Genomic DNA, 21,898 nt, shown 5'->3' with positions numbered 1-21,898 from the left:
TCCGAGACCCCCTTGTCGTTCATGTCGGGAAGGGTCGTGATACCCGCCCAACTTAGAGCATGCGGATACCCGATCGTGACGTTCGGGCGACCTGATCGTGGTGAATGTGACGGGGTCCTCGCAGGTCGTTCGGGCCCTGCGGGGCGTGAGTGGCCGGATGTCGTCGGGACGCACCACAATGGGTGCATGCCTGCGACACCTCACCTGCGTCCCGCGCCCGGTTCCATCCCGACCTCTCCCGGGGTCTACCGGTTCCGCGACGGGGACCGGCGGGTCATCTACGTGGGCAAGGCCAAGAACCTGCGGTCCCGGTTGTCGTCGTACTTCCGCGACTTCGCGGGCCTGCACCCGCGCACCCAGCAGATGGTCTCCACCGCGGCCGACGTGGACTGGACGATCGTGGGCACCGAGGTGGAGGCGCTCCAGCTGGAGTACTCCTGGATCAAGGAGTACGACCCGCGGTTCAACGTCAAGTACCGCGACGACAAGAGCTACCCCTACCTGGCGGTGACCCTCAACGAGGAGTTCCCGCGCGTGCAGGTGATGCGGGGCGCCAAGCGCAAGGGGGTGCGCTACTTCGGCCCCTACTCGCACGCCTGGGCGATCCGCGAGACCGTCGACCTGTTGTTGCGCGTCTTCCCGGTGCGGACCTGTACGGCGGGGGTGTTCCGCAGCGCCCGCAACAGCGGCCGTCCCTGCCTGCTGGGGTACATCGGCAAATGCTCGGCGCCCTGCACCGGCGAGATCTCCCCGGAGGGCCACCGCTCTCTGGCCGACGACTTCTGCGCCTTCCTGGCCGGGGACACCGGACGCTTCATCCGCCGCCTGGAGGCGCGGATGAAGGAGGCGGCGGCGGAGATGGAGTACGAGCGGGCGGCCCGTCTGCGCGACGACATCGAGGCCCTGCGCGCCGCGTTGGAGAAGCAGGCGGTCGTGCTGCCCGATTCCACCGACTGTGACGTGATCGCCCTGGCCGACGACCGGTTGGAGGCGGCCGTGCAGATCTTCCACGTGCGCGGCGGTCGTATCCGCGGACAGCGCGGGTACGTGGTGGACAGGGTCGACGACGCGGGCCCCGAGGAGCTCATGGCGACGTTCCTGGGGCAGCTCTACGGGTCGGCGGAGGGCGCCGAGGAGAGTGCCGATCAGGGCGCGGGTACCGGTGGGGCGGTGCCCCGCGAGGTGCTGGTCTCCCACGAGCCAGCCGACTCCGGGGCGGTCGAGCGGTGGCTGTCCGAGCGCCGGGGCGCGGGTGTGGACCTGCGGGTGCCGCAACGGGGCGACAAGCGGTCGCTGATGGAGACGGTCGAGAAGAACGCCCGGGAGGCGCTGGCCCGGCACAAGACCCACCGGGCCGGGGACCTGAGCACCCGCAGCCGGGCTCTCAACGAGCTCCAGGAGGCCTTGGACCTGTCGGAGGCGCCGCTGCGCATCGAGTGCTTCGACATCTCCAACCTCCAGGGCGAGCACGTGGTGGCGTCCATGGTGGTATTCGAGGACGGGCTGGCCCGCAAGTCCGAGTACCGGCGTTTCTCGGTGCGCGGCAGCGGTGAGGGCGGGGCCGGGCAGGACGACGTCGCGGCCATGTACGAGGTGGTCCGGCGCCGGTTCCGGCGGTACCTGGAGGAGAGTTCGCGCAGCGGTGAGGGCACCGGTAGGGGAGTGGCGGGCGACGCCTCCGTGGAACGGGACGGTCACCGGATCGACGACGAGCCGAAACCCGGGAGGTTCGCCTATCCCCCTAACCTGGTGGTGGTGGACGGGGCGCGTCCCCAGGCGCAGGCCGCGCGACGCGCCCTGGACGAGCTGGGCATCGACGACATCGCCGTGTACGGCCTGGCCAAGCGCCTGGAGGAGGTGTGGTCGCCCGATGACGAGGACCCGGTCATCCTGCCGCGCACGAGCGAGGGTCTGTACCTGTTGCAGCGGGTGCGCGACGAGGCGCACCGCTTCGCCATCGCCTACCACCGGCACAAGCGCGCCAAGGCGCTCACGGGCAGCGCCCTGGACGAGCTGCCCGGCCTGGGGCCGACCCGCAGGTCCGCACTGATCAAGGAGTTCGGTTCGGTGAAGCGGTTGGCGGGCGCCACGGTCGAGGAGATCGCGGCGGTCCCCGGGATCGGTCCCAAGCTGGCCGACGCCGTGCACGCGCACCTGTCCGGGGGCCCCGCCGGAGGGGGACGGGAGATCGACGGGGCACCAGTAGCGAACACCATCGACGGGGGAGGAGACACATGACGGTCGAACTGGGCGGGGAATTGCCGCCCGAGGTGGTCATCGTCACCGGTATGTCCGGTGCGGGTCGGAGTACGGCGGCCAGGGCCTTGGAGGACCTGGACTGGTTCGTGGTGGACAATCTGCCGCCCGGACTGGTGCCGACGATGATCGAGCTGGCGGGGCGCACGCACGGCGCGGTGCCGCGGGTCGCGGTGGTCGTGGACGTGCGGTCGTTGGCGTTCACCGAGGACCTGTTGTCCACGGTGGAGGAGCTGCGCAAGCGCGACATCACCGCCCGGGTGCTGTACCTGGAGGCGGGCGACGACGCGTTGGTGCGCCGGTTCGAGGGGGTGCGCAGACCGCACCCGTTGCAGGGCGACGGTCGGGTGACCGACGGGATCGCCCGGGAGCGCGAGACCCTGCGCGCCATCCGGGGCGAGGCCGATCTGGTCATCGACACCTCCCAGCTCAACGTGCACCAGCTCAAGGCGCGGGTGATCGGTTTCTTCGGGGAGAGCGACGAGGCGCGGCCGCGCGCCAACGTGGTCTCCTTCGGGTTCAAGCACGGTCTGCCGGTGGACGCCGACCTGGTGTTGGACTGCCGGTTCCTGCCCAACCCGCACTGGATCCCCGAGCTGCGTCCGATGAGCGGGCGTGATGAGCCGGTGCGCGATTACGTCCTGTCCCAGGACGGGGCCAAGGAGATGTTGGAGGCCTACGCGGAGGTCCTGCGGCTCACCATCGAGGGGTATCAGCGCGAGGGCAAGCACTACATGACCCTGGCGGTGGGGTGCACGGGCGGCAGGCACCGCAGTGTGGCCATGGCCGAACAGTTCGCGGAGCGGTTGCGGGCCCAGAGCGTGGAGGTCCACGTGGTCCACCGGGACGTGGGCCGGGAGTGACCCCTTCCCCTGCCGGGGCGGGTCTCCCGGTCGGGGGCGGGAGCGGCGAACCGAATCGCCAAGTGGGCCGTCTTCCCTTACATTGACTCGGTCACCGTCTGTGCCGATCCCCGTGGGTGAGGGGGCGCCGACGGTTCGAGGGCGTGGGGCGCGTCCGCCGCCCGGGGCGGTGCGGTCCTATACGTCCGCTGTACATGGGACGAGGGGACGGGCCACAACCATGGCGAAGAGCACCGCACCTGACGGAGACGGGCCGCCTCGGCCCCGGGTGGTGGCGTTGGGGGGCGGACACGGACTGTACGCCTCCCTGTCGGCCCTGCGGCGGGTGACCACGGATGTGACGGCGGTGGTCACCGTCGCCGACGACGGTGGCTCCAGTGGGCGGTTGCGCCGGGAACTGGGGGTGTTGCCACCGGGGGACCTGCGGATGGCGTTGGCGGCCCTGTGCGGTGACGACGAGTGGGGGCACACCTGGAGCCAGGTGCTCCAGCACCGGTTCCGGTCCGAGGGCGATCTGCACGGTCACGCGGTGGGCAACCTGCTCATCGTGGCCCTGTGGGAACTTTTGGGAGACCCGGTGGCCGGGCTGGACTGGGTGGGCCAGTTGTTGGGGGCGCACGGTCGGGTGCTGCCGATGTCGTCGGTGCCGTTGGACATCTCCGCGGAGGTGGTCGGCGCCGACCCCGAAAGACCCGATGAGGTGATGACCGTTCGGGGCCAGGTGGCCTGTGCGAGCACGGGCGGTCGGGTGCGGTCGATCTCGTTGATCCCGGAGGAACCGCCGGCGGGCCCGCAGGCGGTCAAGGCGGTGCGCGAGGCGGACTGGGTGGTGTTCGGGCCGGGGTCGTGGTTCACGAGTGTGCTGCCGCACCTGCTGGTGCCGGATCTGGCCCAGGCGCTGGTCACCACCCGGGCGCGGCGGTTGGTCGCGTTGAACCTGTCCCCGCAGCGGGGGGAGACCGACGACTTCCGGCCGGAGACCTATCTGGAGGTGCTGCGCGAGCACGCGCCCAAGTTGGGCGTGGACGTGGTGCTGGCCGACCGTGGCGCGGTGGAGGACGTCGAGCCGTTGGCGGCGGCCGCGCGGGATCTGGGCGGCCGGTTGGAGTTGGCCGACCTGGCGATGGGCGACGGCAGCCCCCGGCACGATCCCGCGTTGTTGGCCGCGGCGCTCGAAGCGGTCCTGACCGACTGAGGGTTCCCCGCGCGGGTGCGGTGCGAGGGCCGGAGCCGGTGTCCGCGCGTCGTGGTGGAGCGGGTCCGCGGCCGGGTGCGCGAGGGGTCGGTGGTGTCGTCGTGCTCGACGCGGTACCGGGCACGATCGGGCCGAGGTGGTGTGCGCTCGCCCCGTGGAGTCGCTGTCGTCGCAGGTCGAGGGCAATTGACCGCACACCGGCACGAACGTCGCGGTGCGGGGTGTCGGCGGTGCGGGGGGATCGGCAACACGCCGTTCGGGGGTCGGCACCGAGCGTCTCGTAACGTAGTCTGCCTCGAAGAAAGTCGCTCGTGGCGGGGCCGCGGCGACAACCACCGGTGTCGGGCGCGCGGCGCCGGTCCGGGTCGTTTCAAGGGGGAGGATCGCAGCGATGGCGATGACCGGCGTGGTGAAAGATGAATTGAGCCGTCTGGCCATTCTCAAGCCATGCTGCCGCAAGGCGGAGGTGTCCACCATCCTGCGGTTCACCGGTGGTCTGCACCTGGTGGGCGGCCGCATCGTGATCGAGGCCGAGCTGGACACCGGTGCGGCGGCCCGCCGGCTGCGCAAGGACATCTCCGAGGTGTTCGGGCACGAGTCGGAGGTGGTCGTGCTCTCCCCGAGCGGTCTGCGCAAGGGCAACCGGTACGTGGTGCGGGTGATCAAGGAGGGCGAGTCGCTGGCCCGGCAGACGGGTCTGGTCGACAACAACGGCCGTCCGGTGCGCGGTCTGCCCCGGCACGTGGTGGCCGGGGGCGCGTGCGACTCGGAGTCGGCGTGGCGGGGCGCGTTCATCGCGCACGGTTCGCTGACCGAGCCGGGGCGTTCGATGTCGCTGGAGGTGACCTGCCCCGGCCCGGAGGCCGCGTTGGCGTTGGTCGGTGCCGCGCGGCGGCTGAAGGTGCACGCCAAGGCGCGCGAGGTGCGCGGTGTGGACCGGGTGGTGGTGCGCGACGGTGACTCCATCGGTGCGCTGTTGACGCTGCTGGGGGCCCATCAGAGCGTTCTGGCCTGGGAGGAGCGTCGGATGCGCCGGGAGGTGCGTGCGACGGCCAACCGGTTGGCCAACTTCGACGACGCCAACCTGCGGCGCAGTGCTCGGGCGGCGGTGGCGGCCGGAGCGCGTGTGGAGCGGGCCCTGGAGATCCTGGGCGAGGACGCCCCCGATCACCTGGTGGCGGCGGGCAAGCTGCGGTTGGCGCACAAGCAGGCGTCGCTGGAGGAGCTGGGACAGCTGTCGGTGCCTCCGTTGACCAAGGACGCCATCGCGGGGCGTATCCGCAGGCTGTTGGCCATGGCGGACAAGCGCGCGGCGGACCTGGGCATCGAGGGGACCGAGGCGAACCTCACTCCGGACATGCTGGTGCCCTGACCCGGGTGGTGCGTGCCGCGTCCCGGTGTCGGCGTAACACCGATGTTCGGCTTTGTTAACTGCGGGAACTCGTCGATAACTTCGGCAAATGGTATAGACCTCTTCGCTTTGCGGTGTCAGGATGGTCGCGAATCCACGAGCCGTTCGGAGTGCCGTGGGCATGGGTCGGCAACCGATCTCCACGCGCCCTCCGCTAGGCTCTTTGTGAACACCCGTTGCGGCGTAACACCTGTTCACACCGTTCGTGCGGTGTACACCGCGGTCCTGGCGAGAACCGGTCGGCAAAGCCGGGTGTAAATGAAGTGCGACATATGAGGGGATTGGTTCCGTGACCATCCGTGTAGGCGTCAACGGCTTCGGTCGAATCGGCCGCAATTTCTGGCGCGCGGTCGCCGCTGGCGGCAGCGACATCGAAATCGTCGCGGTCAACGACCTCACCGACACCAAGACACTCGCGCACCTGCTCAAGTACGACACCGTGCTCGGCACTCTCGCCGGTGACGTCGAGGTCGGCGAGGGCCACATCCGCGTCGGCGACAAGAACATCAAGGTCCTCGCCGAGCGCGACCCGGCGCTGCTGCCCTGGGGCGACCTGAACGTCGACGTCGTCATCGAGTCGACCGGCCGCTTCACCAAGGCCGAGGACGCCAAGAAGCACCTGGCCGCCGGCGCCAAGAAGGTCATCATCTCCGCCCCGGCCAAGGGCGAGGACATCACCGTCGTCATGGGCGTCAACGACGACAAGTACGACGCGGACTCCCACCACGTCATCTCCAACGCCTCCTGCACCACCAACTGTGTGGCGCCGATGGCGAAGGTGCTGCTGGACGCCTTCGGCATCGAGCAGGGCCTGATGACCACGGTCCACGCCTACACCAACGACCAGGTCATCCTCGACTTCCCGCACTCGGACCTGCGCCGGGCCCGCGCCGCCGCGCAGAACATCATCCCGACCACCACCGGTGCCGCCAAGGCGACCGCCCTGGTCATCCCCGAGCTCAAGGGCAAGCTGGACGGCATGGCCATGCGCGTTCCGGTGCCGGACGGCTCCGTCACCGACCTGGTCGTCACCCTGGGCCGCGAGGTCACCGCCGAAGAGGTCAACGCCGCGTTCAAGGCCGCCGCCGAGGGGCCCCTCAAGGACGTGATGGTCTACACCGAGGACGCGATCGTCTCCTCCGACATCGTCGGCACCTCGCCCTCCTGCACCTTCGACTCCAGCCTGACCATGGCCTTCGGCAAGCAGGTCAAGATCGTCGGCTGGTACGACAACGAGTGGGGCTACTCCAACCGCCTGGTCGACCTGGCCAAGCTGGTCGGTTCCGGCCTGTAGGCGCCCCGGCCCTTCTGCGGCCATCGGCGCGTGAGACGGCACCCCTCCGCCCGCACTGCGCGCGGAGGGGTGCCGTCGTGAACGCGCCCCCTTCCGGCCCCGGCGCGGGGCCGCCAGACCCGATATTCGTCACGAGGAGACCAGCATGCGGACGATCGAGGACCTCGACGTCTCCGGAAAGCGCGTGTTCGTCCGGGCCGACCTGAACGTGCCCCTGGACGGTGACCGGATCACCGACGACGGTCGCATCCGCGCGGCCCTGCCCACCATCGAGGCGCTCCGTCGGCGCGGTGCCCGTGTCATCGTGGCCGCCCACCTGGGCCGCCCCAAGGGCGCCCCGGATCCCCGTTACTCCCTGCGCCCGGTGGCGGCCCGCCTGGGCGAGCTGCTCGGCACCGAGGTGGCCTTCGCCACCGACACGGCGGGGGAGTCCGCCTCCGCGGTCTCCGCCGCGCTGACCGACGGTCAGGTCGCGCTGCTGGAGAACGTGCGCTTCGAGCCCGGTGAGACGGCCAAGGGCGACGCCGAGCGCGGCGAACTGGCCGACCGGTTCGCGCGGCTCGCCGACCTGTACGTCGGTGACGCTTTCGGCGCCGTGCACCGCAAGCACGCCAGCGTGTACGACCTGCCCGGAAGGCTCCCGCACGCCGTGGGCGGGCTGGTGCTGACCGAGGTCGAGGTCCTCAAGAAGCTCACCACCGACCCGCAGCGCCCCTACGCCGTGGTCCTGGGCGGCTCCAAGGTCTCCGACAAGCTCGGCGTCATCGACAACCTCCTGGGCACCGCCGACCGCATCCTCATCGGCGGCGGCATGGTGTTCACCTTCCTCAAGGCCCAGGGGCACGAGGTCGGGACCAGCCTGCTGGAGACCGACCAGCTCGACACCGTCAAGGGTTACCTGGAGCGGGCCGAGCGCGAGGGCGTGGAGATCGTCCTGCCGGTGGACGTCGTCGCGGCCGAGAAGTTCGCCGCCGACGCCCCCCACGGCGTCGTCGACGCCGCCGCGATCCCCGCCGACCGGATGGGCCTGGACATCGGCCCCGAGAGCCGTGCCCTGTTCGCGGAGAAGCTCGCCGACACCCGGACCGTGTTCTGGAACGGGCCCATGGGCGTGTTCGAGATGGAGCCCTACGCCGGCGGCACCCGTGCCCTGGCCCAGGCCCTGATCGACTCCGACGCCTTCACCGTGGTCGGCGGCGGCGACTCGGCCGCCGCGGTGCGCGCCCTCGGCTTCGACGAGGCGGCGTTCGGCCACATCTCCACCGGCGGCGGGGCCAGCCTGGAGTACCTGGAGGGCAAGGACCTGCCCGGTATCGACGCCCTGCGTTGACCCCCTCGCACGACCCCGCTCCCTCGTACCTCGTAAGGAAGTGACCGATATGTCCAAGCGTCTGCCGCTCATCGCCGGCAACTGGAAGATGAACAACAACCACCTGGAGGCCATCGCGCTCGTCCAGAAGCTGGCGTTCGCCCTCAACGACAAGGACCACGACGCCGCCGAGGTGGTCGTCCTTCCCCCGTTCACCGACCTCCGCAGCGTCCAGACGCTGGTCGACGGCGACAAGCTGCGGATCGGCTACGGCGCCCAGGACCTCTCCGCCCACGACAAGGGCGCCTACACCGGCGAGATCTCCGGTGCCATGCTGGCCAAGCTCGACTGTGCGTACGTCCTGGTGGGCCACTCCGAGCGCCGTGAGTACCACAACGAGGACGACGCCCTGGTCAACGCCAAGATCAAGGCGGCGTTCAAGAACGACATCGTGCCGCTCCTGTGCGTGGGCGAGGGCCTGGACGTCCGCAAGTCCGGCCGTCAGGTCGAGCACGTGCTGTCCCAGCTCGACGGTGCCCTCAAGGAGATCCCGGTCGAGCAGGCCGAGCGCATCGTGGTGGCCTACGAGCCGGTGTGGGCCATCGGCACCGGCGAGGTCGCGACCCCGGCCGACGCCCAGGAGGTGTGCTCGGCGATCCGCGCCCGCCTGGCCGAGCTGTACTCGGCCGACGTCGCCGACAAGGTGCGCGTGCTCTACGGCGGTTCGGTCAAGGGCGACAACGCCCCCGGCATCATGGCGGAGAAGGACGTGGACGGCGCCCTGGTGGGCGGCGCATGCCTGAAGGCCGACGAGTTCGTCAAGGTCATCCGCTACGGCGAGGGTTCCTGAGGAAGCCGTGAGGGCGCCCGCCCCTCCGGGCGCCCTCACGTGGACCGACGCGGAGCGCGGACGCGGAAACGGCGCGGCCGTCGCGCTCCGTTGCCCAATGGTGACGGGCGGGGCGCCCGACGGGTCCCCTGGTCGGGCTACACTTCGCTGTGGGGTTCTTGCGTGCCTCGCGGTTTCCCCACCCGTGTCGCTCAAGGCACGGTAAAATCCGAAATCGTCCCCGATCTCCTCCTCCCCCGAACCTGGCCGGCACCGTGATGGTTCCGACGGGACGGAAGGGCAGCGAGGGATCGAGGTGTCCATCCCCCCGCTGCGGGGTCGAGCTACGGGTGAGCGTGTGATCCTCGGTCTGTCCATCTTCGTGATGCTTCTCAGCGTGCTGCTGATCCTCCTGGTGCTCATGCACAAGGGCAAGGGCGGTGGCCTCTCCGACATGTTCGGCGGTGGCGTCACGTCCTCGCTCGGGGGATCGTCGGTGGTCGAACGCAACCTCGACCGTATGACCGTCGTCATCGGGATCGTGTGGATCATCGCCATCGTCGTCCTCGGCCTGCTGATCAACCGGGGGATGTGACCCGCCACCCGGCGGGGGCTCACCCTCCACAGTCAAGCTCGCCATCAGTTCCGGTGAGCGTGTTCGCCGAAGGAGTTTTTCGTGGGTAGTGGCAGTGCCATCCGTGGCAGCCGGGTCGGAGCCGGTCCCATGGGCGAGGCTGAGCGGGGCGAGGCCGCCCCCCGCGTCCGGGTCCCGTTCTACTGTGCGAACATGCACGAGGTCGTGCCCAGTTTCGCCAGTGAGGCGCTCGTTCCCGACGAGTGGGACTGCCCCCGTTGCGGGTTCCCCTCGGGCAAGGACAAGGCGAACCCTCCCTCGCCGCCGCGCACCGAGCCGTACAAGACCCACCTGGCGTACGTGAAGGAGCGACGCAGCGAGGAGGAGGGCAAGCTCATCCTGGATGAGGCCCTGGCCAAGCTGCGCGCCGACCGCGCCGCGGTGGAGGCCCACATGCGGGCCGTGCGGAACTGATCTCCCCCTCTCGAAACCCGCCTCGGGGCCTGTCGCCTGTGCGACGGGCCCCGTCGGTTTTCGGACGTGGTGGGGGTAGAGGTGAGGGAAGGGAGGAAATTCCTCATTCGCGGGACCGGTGTGGTGCGTGAGACGTACAGTGAGCAGCACAGACCCCCGGAAACCCCCTCCCAAGGAGTTGGTGTCGATGTCCGCATGCCCTACCGGCGGGGACCACGACTGGATCCTCGGCGACGACCGTAAGTTCCAGTGCGCCAAGTGCGGAGCTCAGAGCGCGCGCAGATTCTGAGCCGCGGGTCCGGGCTGGACGGTACCGCGTCCGGCGAGTTCGCCCTTGCGGTCCGTGGCCCGCCAGGTCACCGGTTCGCCCAACGTCTCGGCCACCCCCTTGGCCCAGCGTTCCAGGGGTTCGAACATCTCCGGCCCCTCCTCCAGGACGGTGCACCCCTGGTAGGCCATGCCGTCCAGGACGACGACCCTGTCCCCGACCCTCAGTTCGGTGTCGTACTCGCTGCCGCCCGGTCTCGTGTTGGAATTCATGGTCCGGACTCTAACGGGGCGGCTCCGTGACCACCCGGGATTTCATCGCATCGTTCGGTGTGAAAGCGTCGGAACCCTCCCTTTTTCGGGCGTGCCGGGCGTATGGAGCACCGTGGGCGAGGGGGACAATGGATCCATGGCTTCCCCCGACCCCTCGGACGTCCCCGTGACACGGGGCGTCCCCTCGGACCTGATCCATCCGCCCACGGGAGTCTCCCACCTGCGCAGGTACGTCAGCCTGCGCGGGCCCAACGCGCGGATGTGGATCGCCGTCGCCTATTTCTCGGCGACCCTCACCGCCGGGTTCCTGGTGGTGCTGGGGTCCACCTTCTGGCATGTGCTCTTCGAGGAGACCACGGTCGGCTCGGTGACCTTGTGGGTCTCGGCGTCGCTGACGATGATGTTCATCGGTCCGGTGAGCAACGTGTTCGTGCTGCGCGGGCTGCCCCAGCGGATCACCCGTCAGGGGATCAGCGCCGACAGCGACGGGATCACGGTCCTCCAGGAGCGCAAGTGGTGGTTCCCCGGCGAGGGCACCTTCATCGCCTGGCCGGAGGTCCGGCGGGTGCGCGAGGAGACGGTGGTGGCGCACCGGACCACCTACTTCATCGAGTTCGCGCTGGACACCCACCGCACCGACCCGGAGCTGCCGTCCTGGGCCGAGAACGCCGCCGCACTGGGGCTGGAGGAGGACCCGGACGCGGTCACCCATTTCTACGTGCAGGTGCCCGAGGACCTCAAGGAGAGGATCCTGCGCATGATCGAGCGGACGGCGCCCTTCCCCGAGATCGTCCAGCGGGTGCGCCCCAAGGCCGGATAGCACCCGCCGTCAGGAGGTGCGGCCGCCGAGTCTGCGGGTCAGCTCGGCGGCCGCGTCGCGCACCCGCCCGGCCAGCGCCTGCGGGGTGACCGGGCGGGCGCCGGGCACGGTCAGGCTGATCGCCGCCGCCGGACGGCCGTTGTGGTCCAGGGCCGCCGCGGCCACCGACACGAACCCCTCCGTCACCTGGCCCTCCTCGATCGACCATCCCTGACGGCTTTCCTCGGCCAACAGCCGTCGCAGCTCGGCGGGGGTGGCCGGGCCGCGCCCGGTGCGGTCGGTGAAGGCCGCCGCGTCGGGGTACAGGGCGCGCACCTGGGCGCGGGGCAGCAGGGCCAGCATGGCCCGGCCGGACGCGGTCAGGTGCGCGGGCAGGCGCACGCCGACGCCGGTGATCAGCGCGGGAGCGTGCGGCGGCTGTTCCTTGAGCAGGTAGAGGGTGTCGGCGCCGTGCAGGACGCCCAGGTGCGCGGTGGCGCCGGTGGACTCGGTGAGCCGACCGAGCAGTGGCCGGGCCAGGCGCTCCATGCCGTCGTGGCGCAGGTAGGCCGATCCGATCTCGAACGCGGCCACGCCCAGTCCCCACCGGCGTTCCTCGGGCAGGTGGGTCACGAACCCCTCCTCGGCCATCGCCTCCAGTAGCTGGTAGACGCTGGACCGGGGGACGCCCAGTTCGGCGGCGATCGCCGACGCCGACACCGGACCGGAGCGGGTCGCCAGGAAACGGAGCAGCCGCAACGCGCGCGTCGCCGCCGGAACGAGGCTCATGCCCCGATCGTCCCACGACCCGACCCGGGTATCCGTGCTTTCGGCACCCGTGTGCTCGCACATGCCCCCATGACCTGTGCGCGGTGGTCGAGCATCCGTCCGGTGAGGACACCACGCCGGTACCCGGGGCGACCGCCGAGCGCGTCCGGGGGATACGGAACGACGTCGGACGGTGCCGCTCACGCGGCGGTCGCCGAAGGGTCGGATCGCGCTCCGGTCACTGCGCACGCTCGACCCGCGGCGGCACCGGGACCGCGCTGTGGGGATCGTCCGCCGGTCGGACGGGGCCGGGGCGGCTGTCCGATATCTCAGACACAACGGCCGTGTCAGGTCTTCACCGGGGGTGGCGCGGGGTGTCGAATGGGGGCATGTCCACTGGAGTTCCTTCCGTCCCCGTCGGCGGTGCCCCGCTCACCCCGGCCGAGGTCCTGGCCGTCGCCCGACACGGTGCCCACGTCACCCTCACCGAGGAGACCCGCAAGGCCGTCCGACACGGGCGCGAACGGGTCGAGAGCCTGGCCCGGGGAGAAGTGCCCGCCTACGGGGTCAGCACCGGGTTCGGCGCGCTGGCCACCCGACACATCGCCCCCGATCTGCGGGCCCGTTTGCAGCGGTCGCTGATCCGCTCGCACGCCGCCGGCGCCGGCCCCGAGGTGGAGCGCGAGGTCGTGCGCGCCCTGATGCTGCTGCGTCTGCGCACCCTGGCCTCGGGCAACACCGGGGTGGAGGTCGCCACCGTCGACACCCTGGCCGCGCTGCTCAACGCCGGAATCACACCGATCGTGCACGAGTACGGCAGCCTGGGCTGCTCCGGTGACCTGGCGCCGCTGTCGCACGTGGCGCTGGCCCTCATGGGCGAGGGGGAGGTGCGCGACGCCGCCGGGGAGCTCAAGCCCGCCTACACCGCCCTGCGCGATGCTGGGATCACCCCCGTCGAACTGGGCGCCAAGGAGGGGCTGGCGCTCATCAACGGCACGGACGGCATGCTCGGCATGCTCGCCCTGGCCTGCCTGGACCTGGAGCGGCTGCTCAAGGTCGCCGACATCACCGCGGCGATGAGCGTGGAGGCGCTGCTGGGCACCGACCGGGTGTTCGCCGAGGACCTCCAGCGGTTGCGCCCCCATCCCGGGCAGGCGGCCTCCGCCGCCAACCTGCGCGCGCTGCTGGCCGACTCCCCGATCGTGGCCTCCCACCGGGGCCCCGACTGCAACCGGGTCCAGGACGCCTACTCGTTGCGCTGCGCCCCCCAGGTGGCCGGCGCCGCCCGCGACACCCTGGATCACGCGCTGACCGTGGCCGGGCGCGAGCTGGACAGCGTCATCGACAACCCGGTGGTGCTGGACGACGGCCGGGTGGAGTCCAACGGCAACTTCCACGGCGCGCCGGTGGCGTACGTGCTCGACTTCCTCGCCATCGCGGTCGCCGACGTGGCCTCCATCGCGGAGCGGCGCACCGACCGCATGCTCGACGTGTCGCGCTCCCACGGGCTGCCCGCGTTCCTGGCCGACGACCCCGGCGTCGACTCGGGTCACATGATCGCCCAGTACACACAGGCCGCCATCGTCTCCGAGCTCAAGCGCCTGGCCGTGCCCGCCAGCGTCGACTCCATCCCGAGTTCGGCGATGCAGGAGGACCACGTGTCCATGGGCTGGTCGGCCGCCCGCAAGCTGCGCCGCGCCGTCGACGGCCTCACCACCGTGCTCGCGGTGGAGCTGCTCACCGCCGCCCGCGCCCTGGACCTGCGCTCCCCGCTAGAGCCCGGTCCGGCCACCGGCGCGGTCCTGCGCACGGTCCGCGAACACGTCTCCGGTCCCGGCCCCGACCGCCATCTGGCGCCCGAGATCGCCCGGGTCGCCGAGCTCATCACCGACGGGTCGGTCCTCGACGCCGCCGGGTCCGTCATCCCGCTGCACTGAGATCCCAGGAGGACACCGCCCCATGAGCGTTCCGCGCACCGTCCGCGCCGCCCGCGGCACCACCCTGTCGACGAAGGGCTGGCAGCAGGAGGCCGCCCTGCGCATGTTCCACAACAACCTCGACCCCGAGGTCGCCGAGCACCCCGAGGAACTGGTGGTCTACGGCGGCACCGGCAAGGCCGCCCGCGACTGGCGCAGCTTCGACCGCATCACCGCCTCCCTGCGCGACCTGGAGGGCGATGAGACCCTCCTGGTGCAGTCCGGGCGCCCGGTCGGCGTCATGCGCACCCACGAGTGGGCGCCCCGGGTGCTCCTCGCCAACTCCAACCTGGTGGGCGACTGGGCGAACTGGCCGGAGTTCCGCCGCCTGGAGGCACAGGGACTGACCATGTACGGGCAGATGACCGCCGGTTCGTGGATCTACATCGGTACCCAGGGCATCCTCCAGGGCACCTATGAGACGTTCGCGGCGGTGGCCGCCAAACGCTTCAACGGCACCCTGGCCGGCACCATCACCCTGACCGCCGGACTGGGCGGCATGGGCGGCGCCCAGCCGCTCGCGGTGACCATGAACGACGGCGTGGCGATCGTGGTGGAGTGCGACTCCAGCCGCATCGACCGCCGTATCGAGCACCGCTACCTGGACGTGCGCGCCGACGACCTGGACCACGCGCTGGCACTGGCCGTGGCCGCCCGGGACGAGCGCCGGCCGCTGTCCATCGGGGTGCCGGGCAACGCCGCCGAGGTGTTCCCCGAACTGCTCTCGCGCGGCGCACCCATCGACGTGGTCACCGACCAGACCTCCGCCCACGACCCGCTGGCCTACCTGCCCGCCGGGGTGGCGTTCGAGGACTGGAAGGGGCTGGCCGCCGCCAAGCCCGAGGAGTTCACGGTGCGGGCCCGGGAGTCGATGGCCGCGCACGTGGAGGCGATGGTCGGATTCCTGGACGCGGGCGCCGAGGTGTTCGACTACGGCAACTCGATCCGCGACGAGGCCCGTCAGGGCGGGTTCACCCGGGCCTTCGACTTCCCCGGGTTCGTGCCGGCCTACATCCGGCCGCTGTTCTGCGAGGGCAGGGGCCCGTTCCGGTGGGCGGCGCTGTCGGGCGACCCCGCCGACATCGCCCGCACCGACCGGGCGATCCTGGACCTGTTCCCCGACAACGAGCACCTGTCCCGGTGGATCCGCATGGCCGGGGAGCGGGTGGCGTTCCAGGGGCTGCCCGCCCGCATCTGCTGGCTGGGCCAGGGTGAGCGGGCCGCCGCCGGCCTGCGGTTCAACGAGCTGGTGGCGGCCGGGGAGCTCGCCGCGCCGCTGGCGATCGGCCGCGACCACCTGGACACGGGCTCGGTGGCCTCGCCCTATCGCGAGACCGAGGGGATGAAGGACGGGTCGGACGCCATCGCCGACTGGCCGCTCCTCAACGCCCTGGTCAACACCGCTTCGGGTGCCTCCTGGGTGTCCATCCACCACGGTGGCGGCGTGGGCATGGGCCGGTCCATCCACGCCGGGCAGGTCAGCGTCGCCGACGGCACCGACCTGGCCGCCGCCAAGCTGGAGCGGGTGCTCACCAACGACCCCGCCATGGGCGTGATCCGCCACGTGGACGCCGAGTACGAGGAGGCCGAGCGGGTCGCCGAGACGCACGGCATCCGCGTCCCCATGCGCGAGGGGGAGTAGCACCCCGTGGGAGAGCAGCGCACCGTCCCCGACGCGGGGGCGTTCGACCGGATGTGGGCGGACCTGGCCCCGGTGGGCCGGGACACCGACGGCGGCTACCACCGGTTCAGCTGGGCGGGCGCCGACACCGACGCCCGCGCCTGGTTCGTCCAGGAGGCGAAGGCCCGCGGGCTGGAGGTGCGGACCGACCGCAACGGCAACCTGTGGGCCTGGTGGGGCGGACCCGGACCGGGGGCCGTCGCCACCGGCTCGCACCTGGACTCGGTGCCCTCGGGAGGGCCCTTCGACGGTCCGCTCGGGGTGGTGAGCGCGCTGGCCGCGGTGGACGAGCTGCGGCGGCGCGGGGTGCGTCCCGCGCGGCCGTTGGCCGTGGTGGTGTTCGTCGAGGAGGAGGGCGGCCGATTCGGTGTCCCCTGTCTGGGCAGCAGGCTCGCCACCGGGGGGATCTCTCCGGAGCGGGCCCGCTCCCTCACCGACGCGGACGGCCTGACCTGGGCGAAAGCGATGGAAGGGGCGGGGCTGGACCCGGAGGGCATCGGCGCCGACCCCGACACCCTGGGGCTGCTCGACGTGTTCGTCGAGCTGCACGTGGAACAGGGGCGCGCCCTGGAGGACACCCCGCACGCGGTGGCCGTGGCCTCCACCATCTGGCCGCACGGCCGGTGGCGGATCGACTTCACCGGCCGTGCCGACCACGCCGGGACCACCCGCCTGGTGGACCGCGACGACCCCATGCTGCCGTTCGCGCACACCGTCCTGGCCGCCCGGGAGGCGGCGGTGGCGCACGACGCCCGCGCCACCGTCGCCAAGACCCTCGTCACGCCCAACGGCACCAACGCGATCCCGTCACTGGTCAGGGCCTGGTTGGACGCGCGGGCCGCCGACGAGACGGCGCTGGAGGCGGTGGTGGCCCAGGTGCGCGGGGCCGCCGAGCGGGCCGCCCGAGAACACGGTGTGGGCGTGGAGATGGTCACCGAGTCCCGGACCCCGCTGGTGGGGTTCGCCGAGGCGCTGCGCGACCGGCTCGGCGCGGTGATCGCCGGCCGGGGCCCGGCGGTGCCGGTGCTGCCCACCGGCGCCGGGCACGACGCCGGGGTGCTCGCCGCCCACGTGCCCACGGCGATGCTGTACGTGCGCAACCCCACCGGGGTCTCGCACTCCCCGCACGAGTGGGCGCGCCCGGACGACTGCCACGCCGGGGTCATCGCGCTGGCCGACGTCCTGACGGACCTGCTCACCGGGGAGGGGGCGCGATGAGCGCCCCGATCCGGCTGTGGTGCGAGCTGGCCTGGACCGGGTCCGCCGACGGCGCCCCCGAACACGGGGTCCTGTTGGAGATCGTCGACGGCGGGTTCGCGTCGGTCGTCGCCGGGGTCGAGCCGCCCGCCGACGCCGAGACGCTCACCGGGGTCACCCTGCCGGGGCTGGCCGACGCGCACTCGCACGCCTTCCACCGGGCGCTGCGCGGGCGCACCCACTCCGACGGCGGTTCGTTCTGGACCTGGCGCGAGGTGATGTACCGGGTCGCCGACCGACTCGATCCCGACACCTACCTGCGGCTGGCCCGCGCGGTCTACGCCGAGATGGCCCTGGCCGGGGTGACGTGCGTCGGGGAGTTCCACTACCTGCACCACGCCCCCGGCGGGGTCCGCTACGCCGATCCCAACGAGATGGGGCGGGCCCTGCTCGGCGCGGCCGCCGACGCCGGGCTGCGGGTGACGTTGCTCGACGTGTGCTACCTGGCGGGCGGACTGGAACCGGACGGCACCCACCGGCCCCTGACCGGGCCCCAGGTGCGGTTCGGGGACGGCGACGTCGCCGGATGGGCCGAGCGGGTCGCCGGGTTCGGGCCGCTCCCCGGGCACGCGCGCCTGGGCGTGGCCGCCCACTCGGTGCGCGCCGTTCCCGTCGACGCGCTGCCCGGGGTGGCGGCGGTGGCCGACGGGCTGGGCGGCCCCCTGCACGTCCACGTGTCGGAGCAGCCCGCCGAGAACGCGGTCTGTCTGGCCGCCCACGGGCGCACCCCCATCGCGGTGCTCGCCGACGCCGGGGTGCTGGGGGAGCGCACCAGTCTGGTGCACGCCACCCACCTCACCGACGCCGACGTCGCCGCGATCCGCGCCTCGCGCTCCACGGTGTGCCTGTGCCCGACCACCGAACGGGACCTGGCCGACGGGTTGCCCCGCACCGGGGACCTGGACACGGACCGGTTGAGCCTGGGCAGTGACCAGCACGCGCGGATCGACCTGTTCGAGGAGGCGCGCGCGGTGGAGCTGCACGAGCGGTTGCGCACCCACCGGCGCGGCACCCTGGGCTCGGGCGACCTGATGCGCGCCGCCACCGCCCACGCCTCCCTGGGGTGGGACGACGCGGGCGCGCTGCGCCCCGGGGCCCGCGCCGACCTGGTCAACGTCCCCTTGGAGGGGGTGCGGCTGGCGGGCGCGGACCCGGACCGGGCCGTGGACGCGGTGGTCTTCGCCGCCGACGCCTCCGACGTGCGGCACGTGATGGCCGACGGCCGCTGGATCGTCCGCGACGGCGTCCACACCCGTCGGCCCGACCTCGCCCACGACCTCGACACGGTGATCAAGGAGATCGCGACATGACCGATGTGCCCGAGAGCATCCTCATCGACGACATCGCCACCCTGGTCACCAACGACCCGGGCCTGGGGGAGGGGCGGGTCGGCACGGTCGAGGACGCCGCCCTGGTGATCGAGGGCGGCGCGGTGGCGTGGGCGGGGCCGCGCGCCCACGCCCCGGCCGCCGACGCGCGGGTGGACGCCGCCGGCCGGTGCGTCATCCCGGGGTTCGTGGACTCCCACTCCCACATCGTGTTCGCCGGGGACCGCAGCCGGGAGTTCGCCGCCCGGATGAGCGGACGCCCCTATTCGGCCGGGGGGATCCGCACCACGGTGGCGGCCACCCGGGCGGCGAGCGACGCCGAGCTGCTGGCGGGCGCGCGGGGGTTCGTGGCCGAGGCGCGAGCCCAGGGAACGACCACCCTGGAGGTCAAGTCGGGGTACGGGCTGACCGTGGCCGACGAGGAGCGTGCCCTGGCGGTGGCCGGACGGGTGACCGACGAGGTCACCTTCCTGGGGGCGCACGTGGTGGCCCCCGAGTACGCCGACGACCCGCAGGGGTACGTGGACCTGGTCACCGGTCCGATGCTGGACGCGTGCGCCCCGCGCGCGCGGTGGATCGACGTGTTCTGCGAACGCGGCGCCTTCGACGAGGAGGCCTCGCGTCGGGTCCTGACGGCGGGCATGGCCCGCGGCCTGCTGCCCCGGGTGCACGGCAACCAGCTGGGTGAGGGGCCGGGCGTGCGGTTGGCGGTGGAGGTGGGCGCGGCGTCGGTGGACCACTGCACCTACCTGTCGGCGGCCGACGTCGACGCCTTGGCGCAGGCGGCGAAGCGTACCGAGCCGACGGTGGCGACCCTGCTGCCCGGTGTGGACTTCTCCACTCGGCAGAGCTACCCGGACGCCCGCGCGCTCATCGACGCGGGCGCGATCGTGGCGCTGGCCAGTGACTGCAATCCGGGGTCGTGCTTCACGTCGAGTCTGGCCTTTTGCATCGCGGTCGCGGTGCGCGACATGGGGATGACCCCCGACGAGGCGGTGTGGGCGGCCACGGCCGGCGGCGCGCTGGCGCTGCGCCGCACCGACGTGGGCCGGCTGTCCCCGGGCGCCCACGCCGATCTGGTCCTGCTGAACGCGCCCAACCACCTCTACCTGGCCTACCGGCCCGGTGTCCCGCAGGTCGCGGCGGTGTGGAAGGACGGAGTCCTGGCGCACGGCCGTCCTTGACCGGCGAACGGCGCACGGGGCCGGCGGAGCGGACGTGGGGGGCCGCGTGGCGATCGGAGGTCCCGTGCCCCGGGTGCCCCGCGCGGCCCGAGGCGAAGGGCCGGGAGGGCACGGTGCGCCCCTGGGGTTCCGGAGCCCGGTGGGGTGAACGTCGGGTCGTCCGCCGTGGGCCGTCGGCGGCGGGCGGGCCGGAGCGAACGGGAACGGGAAGGGGAACGGAGAACTCAACAGGCGCATAACGCGCCGGAAACCTCGACCCCTCAGTGTGGAGACACGTCGGTGCGCGTCCCGCCGCCGTGGTGACAGCGTCGTCCCGCGGCGGCGGGAACATCTTCTCTCCAGGGGGGCACAGTGGGCCTGTGGCGCATCAGGACCGCGGTCGAGGATCGCCCCGGCGGTCTGGCCGGACTCGTCGACGCCCTCGCCGGACGGGGAGGGAACATCGTGGGGCTGTCCATCCACACCGATGTGACGGGTGTGGTGGACGAGTTCGTGGTGGACATCCCCGACGATCACGGCGCCGCCCTGCGCGCGCTCCAAGAACACTGCCCCGCCGGGACGGTCACGGCGGTCCCCGCCCACCGGCGCGAGGTGGGCGACGACGTCACGCGGGCCCTGTTGCTCACCGCGCGGTTGCGCTCCCACCCCAATCGTCTGCCCGCCGCGCTGGCCGAGTTGTTGATGGCGGACGAGGCGCACTGGACCAACCTGACCCGGGCCGAGGGCGTGGACGAGTCGGAGCCGGGCACCGCCATGCTGGTGCCGGTGGGTCCGTTGCGCGGGGTGCTGGTGCGCCGGGCCTCCCACCCCTTCACCTGGACCGAGTCCAGCCGGGCGGACGCCCTGGTGCGGTCGGTGATGCCCTCGACGGGCCCGGTGCCCACCGATCGGACCATCCGCACGAACGAGGGGACGGCGCTGTCGCTGCGCCAGGTGCGCGAGACGGACGCCCCCGCCGTGGTGGACCTGCACCGGCGGTGCTCCCCGGAGACGGTGCGGGGACGTTATCTGGCGGGCATGCGCGAACCGACTCCGCAGATGCTGCGGGTGTTCTGCGATCCCGATCGCGGACTGACGCTGGCGGTGCGGACGCAGGGCGAGGAGCACCCGGTGGCCCTGGCGCATCTGATGTACACCCTGGATCCGGGGGTCGGTGAGATCGCGTTCCTGGTGGAGGACGGGTGGCAGGGCCGCGGTGTGGGTACCGCGTTGACCCGTGCGCTGACGGTCATCGCCGCCGACTGGGGCCTGGCCGAGGTGCGGGCGGAGACGACGTTGTCCAACACCGCGATGCTGCGGATCATGCGACGCTTCGGGGCCGCGGTGCGGACGCAGGAGGGTTCGTACGTGCACGCCCGGCTGCCGGTGGCCGAGGCCGTGCAGAACGGGCCGGCCGGTGAGCCGGGCCGTGTCGGGCAGTTGGCCCGGCTGATGGGCCGGGGTTGAACCCGGCGCGGCCCGAGGGCCGCGCGAGGACGCGGGGGTCGGCGGTCACTGGGGGTGTCGCCGACCCCCGCTCGTGCTCGACGCGTCGAGGCCGTCTCCTGGGGCACGGGAGCCCTCGCCCCTCGGGGAGGAGTGCTCGGGTGCGCGGCCGGTCATCGGTGCGCGGAAGCGCCGATCGGCCGGGCGGTGGGTGTTACTCGTCGTCCTCGGTGGTCGCGCCGTCGGCCGCGTCGGAGGCGGCCTTCTTCGTGACACGGCGCTGCTTCTTCACCGGACGCGAGTAGTCCACGAGCGGTTCGAACCGGACCTCGTGCTCCTTGAAGCAGTCGGTGCAGGCGTCGACCTCGCGGACGGTGCCCTCCCAGGCGAACTGGATGACCTCAGTCGCCTCGACCTTCTCCTCGCGAACGGCGTGGGGATCGCAGTACTTGCGCGTGAAGACCTCGGTGACCACGGCGGGGATTTCCCTTCGGTATCGCGTGAACAGTGCTGGACCCCTTAATCATACACCTGTACGAACGAAACGGCCGAATGTGCGCCGGGTTCGCCGTGCACGGGGTTCGGGGTCGCCCCGAAGCCTAGCGAAGACCGGGGACGAGTGCGGCCCGCCCGCTCGCGCGCGCCCCCGGTGAGCAGGCCTTCTCCGGTTCGGTGGCGTCGCTGTGATCCGGATCGCGCGATGCGCGGTGATATCGCACCGACTGTCATTGTCAC

Annotated in this window: 19 protein-coding genes; 16 read left to right on the top strand and 3 right to left on the bottom strand. The window is 72.0% G+C overall.

The genetic code is table 11. The annotated features are described in order from the left end of the window. The first annotated feature begins 186 nt into the window (after window positions 1–186). The 9 genes from uvrC (at window position 187) to PWG71_RS20345 (ending at window position 10,205) form a co-directional block, all read left to right on the top strand. Window positions 187–2,238: an excinuclease ABC subunit UvrC gene (uvrC, locus tag PWG71_RS20385; RefSeq protein WP_274811514.1), complete on the top strand. Its 2,052-nt coding sequence runs from the start codon at window positions 187–189 to the stop codon at window positions 2,236–2,238. After that, on the top strand, window positions 2,235–3,119 hold the full coding sequence (gene rapZ / locus PWG71_RS20380; RefSeq protein WP_274811513.1) for an RNase adapter RapZ: 885 nt from the start codon (window positions 2,235–2,237) through the stop codon (window positions 3,117–3,119). The genes uvrC and rapZ overlap by 4 nt, the downstream gene beginning before the upstream one ends. Window positions 3,120–3,339: 220 nt before the next feature. Then, complete coding sequence (locus PWG71_RS20375) at window positions 3,340–4,314, top strand: gluconeogenesis factor YvcK family protein (RefSeq protein WP_274811512.1); 975 nt, start codon at window positions 3,340–3,342, stop codon at window positions 4,312–4,314. Between the two features lie 391 nt (window positions 4,315–4,705). Continuing rightward, complete coding sequence (whiA, locus tag PWG71_RS20370; RefSeq protein ID WP_274811511.1) at window positions 4,706–5,686, top strand: DNA-binding protein WhiA; 981 nt, start codon at window positions 4,706–4,708, stop codon at window positions 5,684–5,686. 328 nt (window positions 5,687–6,014) lie between these two features. Next, window positions 6,015–7,019 carry a type I glyceraldehyde-3-phosphate dehydrogenase gene (gene gap, locus PWG71_RS20365; RefSeq protein ID WP_274811510.1) on the top strand — a complete coding sequence of 335 codons (1,005 nt, stop codon included), beginning with the start codon at window positions 6,015–6,017 and terminating at the stop codon, window positions 7,017–7,019. Between the two features lie 145 nt (window positions 7,020–7,164). Next, window positions 7,165–8,349 carry a phosphoglycerate kinase gene (locus tag PWG71_RS20360; protein ID WP_274811509.1) on the top strand — a complete coding sequence of 395 codons (1,185 nt, stop codon included), beginning with the start codon at window positions 7,165–7,167 and terminating at the stop codon, window positions 8,347–8,349. A gap of 49 nt (window positions 8,350–8,398) precedes the next feature. Further along, complete coding sequence (tpiA, locus tag PWG71_RS20355) at window positions 8,399–9,178, top strand: triose-phosphate isomerase (protein ID WP_274811508.1); 780 nt, start codon at window positions 8,399–8,401, stop codon at window positions 9,176–9,178. A 337-nt stretch (window positions 9,179–9,515) separates the two neighbouring features. Further along, window positions 9,516–9,752 (top strand): preprotein translocase subunit SecG, encoded by a 237-nt coding sequence (gene secG / locus PWG71_RS20350; protein ID WP_274811507.1) that lies wholly within the window; start codon window positions 9,516–9,518, stop codon window positions 9,750–9,752. A gap of 81 nt (window positions 9,753–9,833) precedes the next feature. After that, window positions 9,834–10,205, top strand: a complete 372-nt coding sequence (locus PWG71_RS20345) for an RNA polymerase-binding protein RbpA (RefSeq protein ID WP_274811506.1) — start codon at window positions 9,834–9,836, stop codon at window positions 10,203–10,205. A 267-nt stretch (window positions 10,206–10,472) separates the two neighbouring features. Here the strand turns inward: PWG71_RS20345 and PWG71_RS20340 are convergent, their stop codons facing one another. Then, window positions 10,473–10,745 (bottom strand): hypothetical protein, encoded by a 273-nt coding sequence (locus tag PWG71_RS20340; RefSeq protein ID WP_274811505.1) that lies wholly within the window; start codon window positions 10,743–10,745, stop codon window positions 10,473–10,475. 136 nt (window positions 10,746–10,881) lie between these two features. Here PWG71_RS20340 and PWG71_RS20335 point away from each other — a divergent pair, with 136 nt between their 5' ends. Then, window positions 10,882–11,565: a hypothetical protein gene (locus PWG71_RS20335; RefSeq protein WP_274811504.1), complete on the top strand. Its 684-nt coding sequence runs from the start codon at window positions 10,882–10,884 to the stop codon at window positions 11,563–11,565. Between the two features lie 9 nt (window positions 11,566–11,574). Here PWG71_RS20335 and PWG71_RS20330 read toward each other — a convergent pair whose 3' ends face one another. Then, a complete protein-coding gene (locus tag PWG71_RS20330; RefSeq protein WP_274811503.1) occupies window positions 11,575–12,333 on the bottom strand; it encodes an IclR family transcriptional regulator in 759 nt (252 codons plus the stop codon). 368 nt (window positions 12,334–12,701) lie between these two features. Between PWG71_RS20330 and hutH the strand changes: the two genes are divergently transcribed. The 6 genes from hutH to PWG71_RS20300 all read left to right on the top strand — a co-directional run bounded on the left by hutH (window position 12,702) and on the right by PWG71_RS20300 (window position 21,184). Then, a complete protein-coding gene (gene hutH, locus PWG71_RS20325; protein ID WP_274811502.1) occupies window positions 12,702–14,249 on the top strand; it encodes a histidine ammonia-lyase in 1,548 nt (515 codons plus the stop codon). A 22-nt stretch (window positions 14,250–14,271) separates the two neighbouring features. Next, entirely contained in the window at window positions 14,272–15,930 is a 1,659-nt protein-coding gene (gene hutU / locus PWG71_RS20320) for a urocanate hydratase (protein WP_274811501.1), read from the top strand. Between the two features lie 51 nt (window positions 15,931–15,981). After that, window positions 15,982–17,187, top strand: coding sequence for an allantoate amidohydrolase (locus tag PWG71_RS20315; protein WP_274811535.1), 1,206 nt, complete (start codon window positions 15,982–15,984; stop codon window positions 17,185–17,187). After that, on the top strand, window positions 17,184–18,536 hold the full coding sequence (locus PWG71_RS20310) for a formimidoylglutamate deiminase (RefSeq protein ID WP_274811500.1): 1,353 nt from the start codon (window positions 17,184–17,186) through the stop codon (window positions 18,534–18,536). The genes PWG71_RS20315 and PWG71_RS20310 overlap by 4 nt, the downstream gene beginning before the upstream one ends. Then, window positions 18,533–19,738 (top strand): imidazolonepropionase, encoded by a 1,206-nt coding sequence (gene hutI / locus PWG71_RS20305; protein ID WP_274811499.1) that lies wholly within the window; start codon window positions 18,533–18,535, stop codon window positions 19,736–19,738. The genes PWG71_RS20310 and hutI overlap by 4 nt, the downstream gene beginning before the upstream one ends. A 351-nt stretch (window positions 19,739–20,089) precedes the next feature. Further along, complete coding sequence (locus PWG71_RS20300; protein ID WP_274811498.1) at window positions 20,090–21,184, top strand: GNAT family N-acetyltransferase; 1,095 nt, start codon at window positions 20,090–20,092, stop codon at window positions 21,182–21,184. A 193-nt stretch (window positions 21,185–21,377) separates the two neighbouring features. On the opposite strand, the gene PWG71_RS20295 is transcribed toward PWG71_RS20300, so the two are convergent. Then, window positions 21,378–21,638, bottom strand: a complete 261-nt coding sequence (locus PWG71_RS20295; RefSeq protein WP_274811497.1) for a hypothetical protein — start codon at window positions 21,636–21,638, stop codon at window positions 21,378–21,380. Window positions 21,639–21,898 lie beyond the last annotated feature (260 nt).

Source organism: Nocardiopsis sp. N85 (assembly GCF_028882275.1).
GTDB classification, from domain to species: domain Bacteria; phylum Actinomycetota; class Actinomycetes; order Streptosporangiales; family Streptosporangiaceae; genus Nocardiopsis; species Nocardiopsis lambiniae.
The sequence above is the reverse complement of the archived record's forward strand: the minus strand, read 5'-3'. Positions and strand labels throughout refer to the sequence as shown.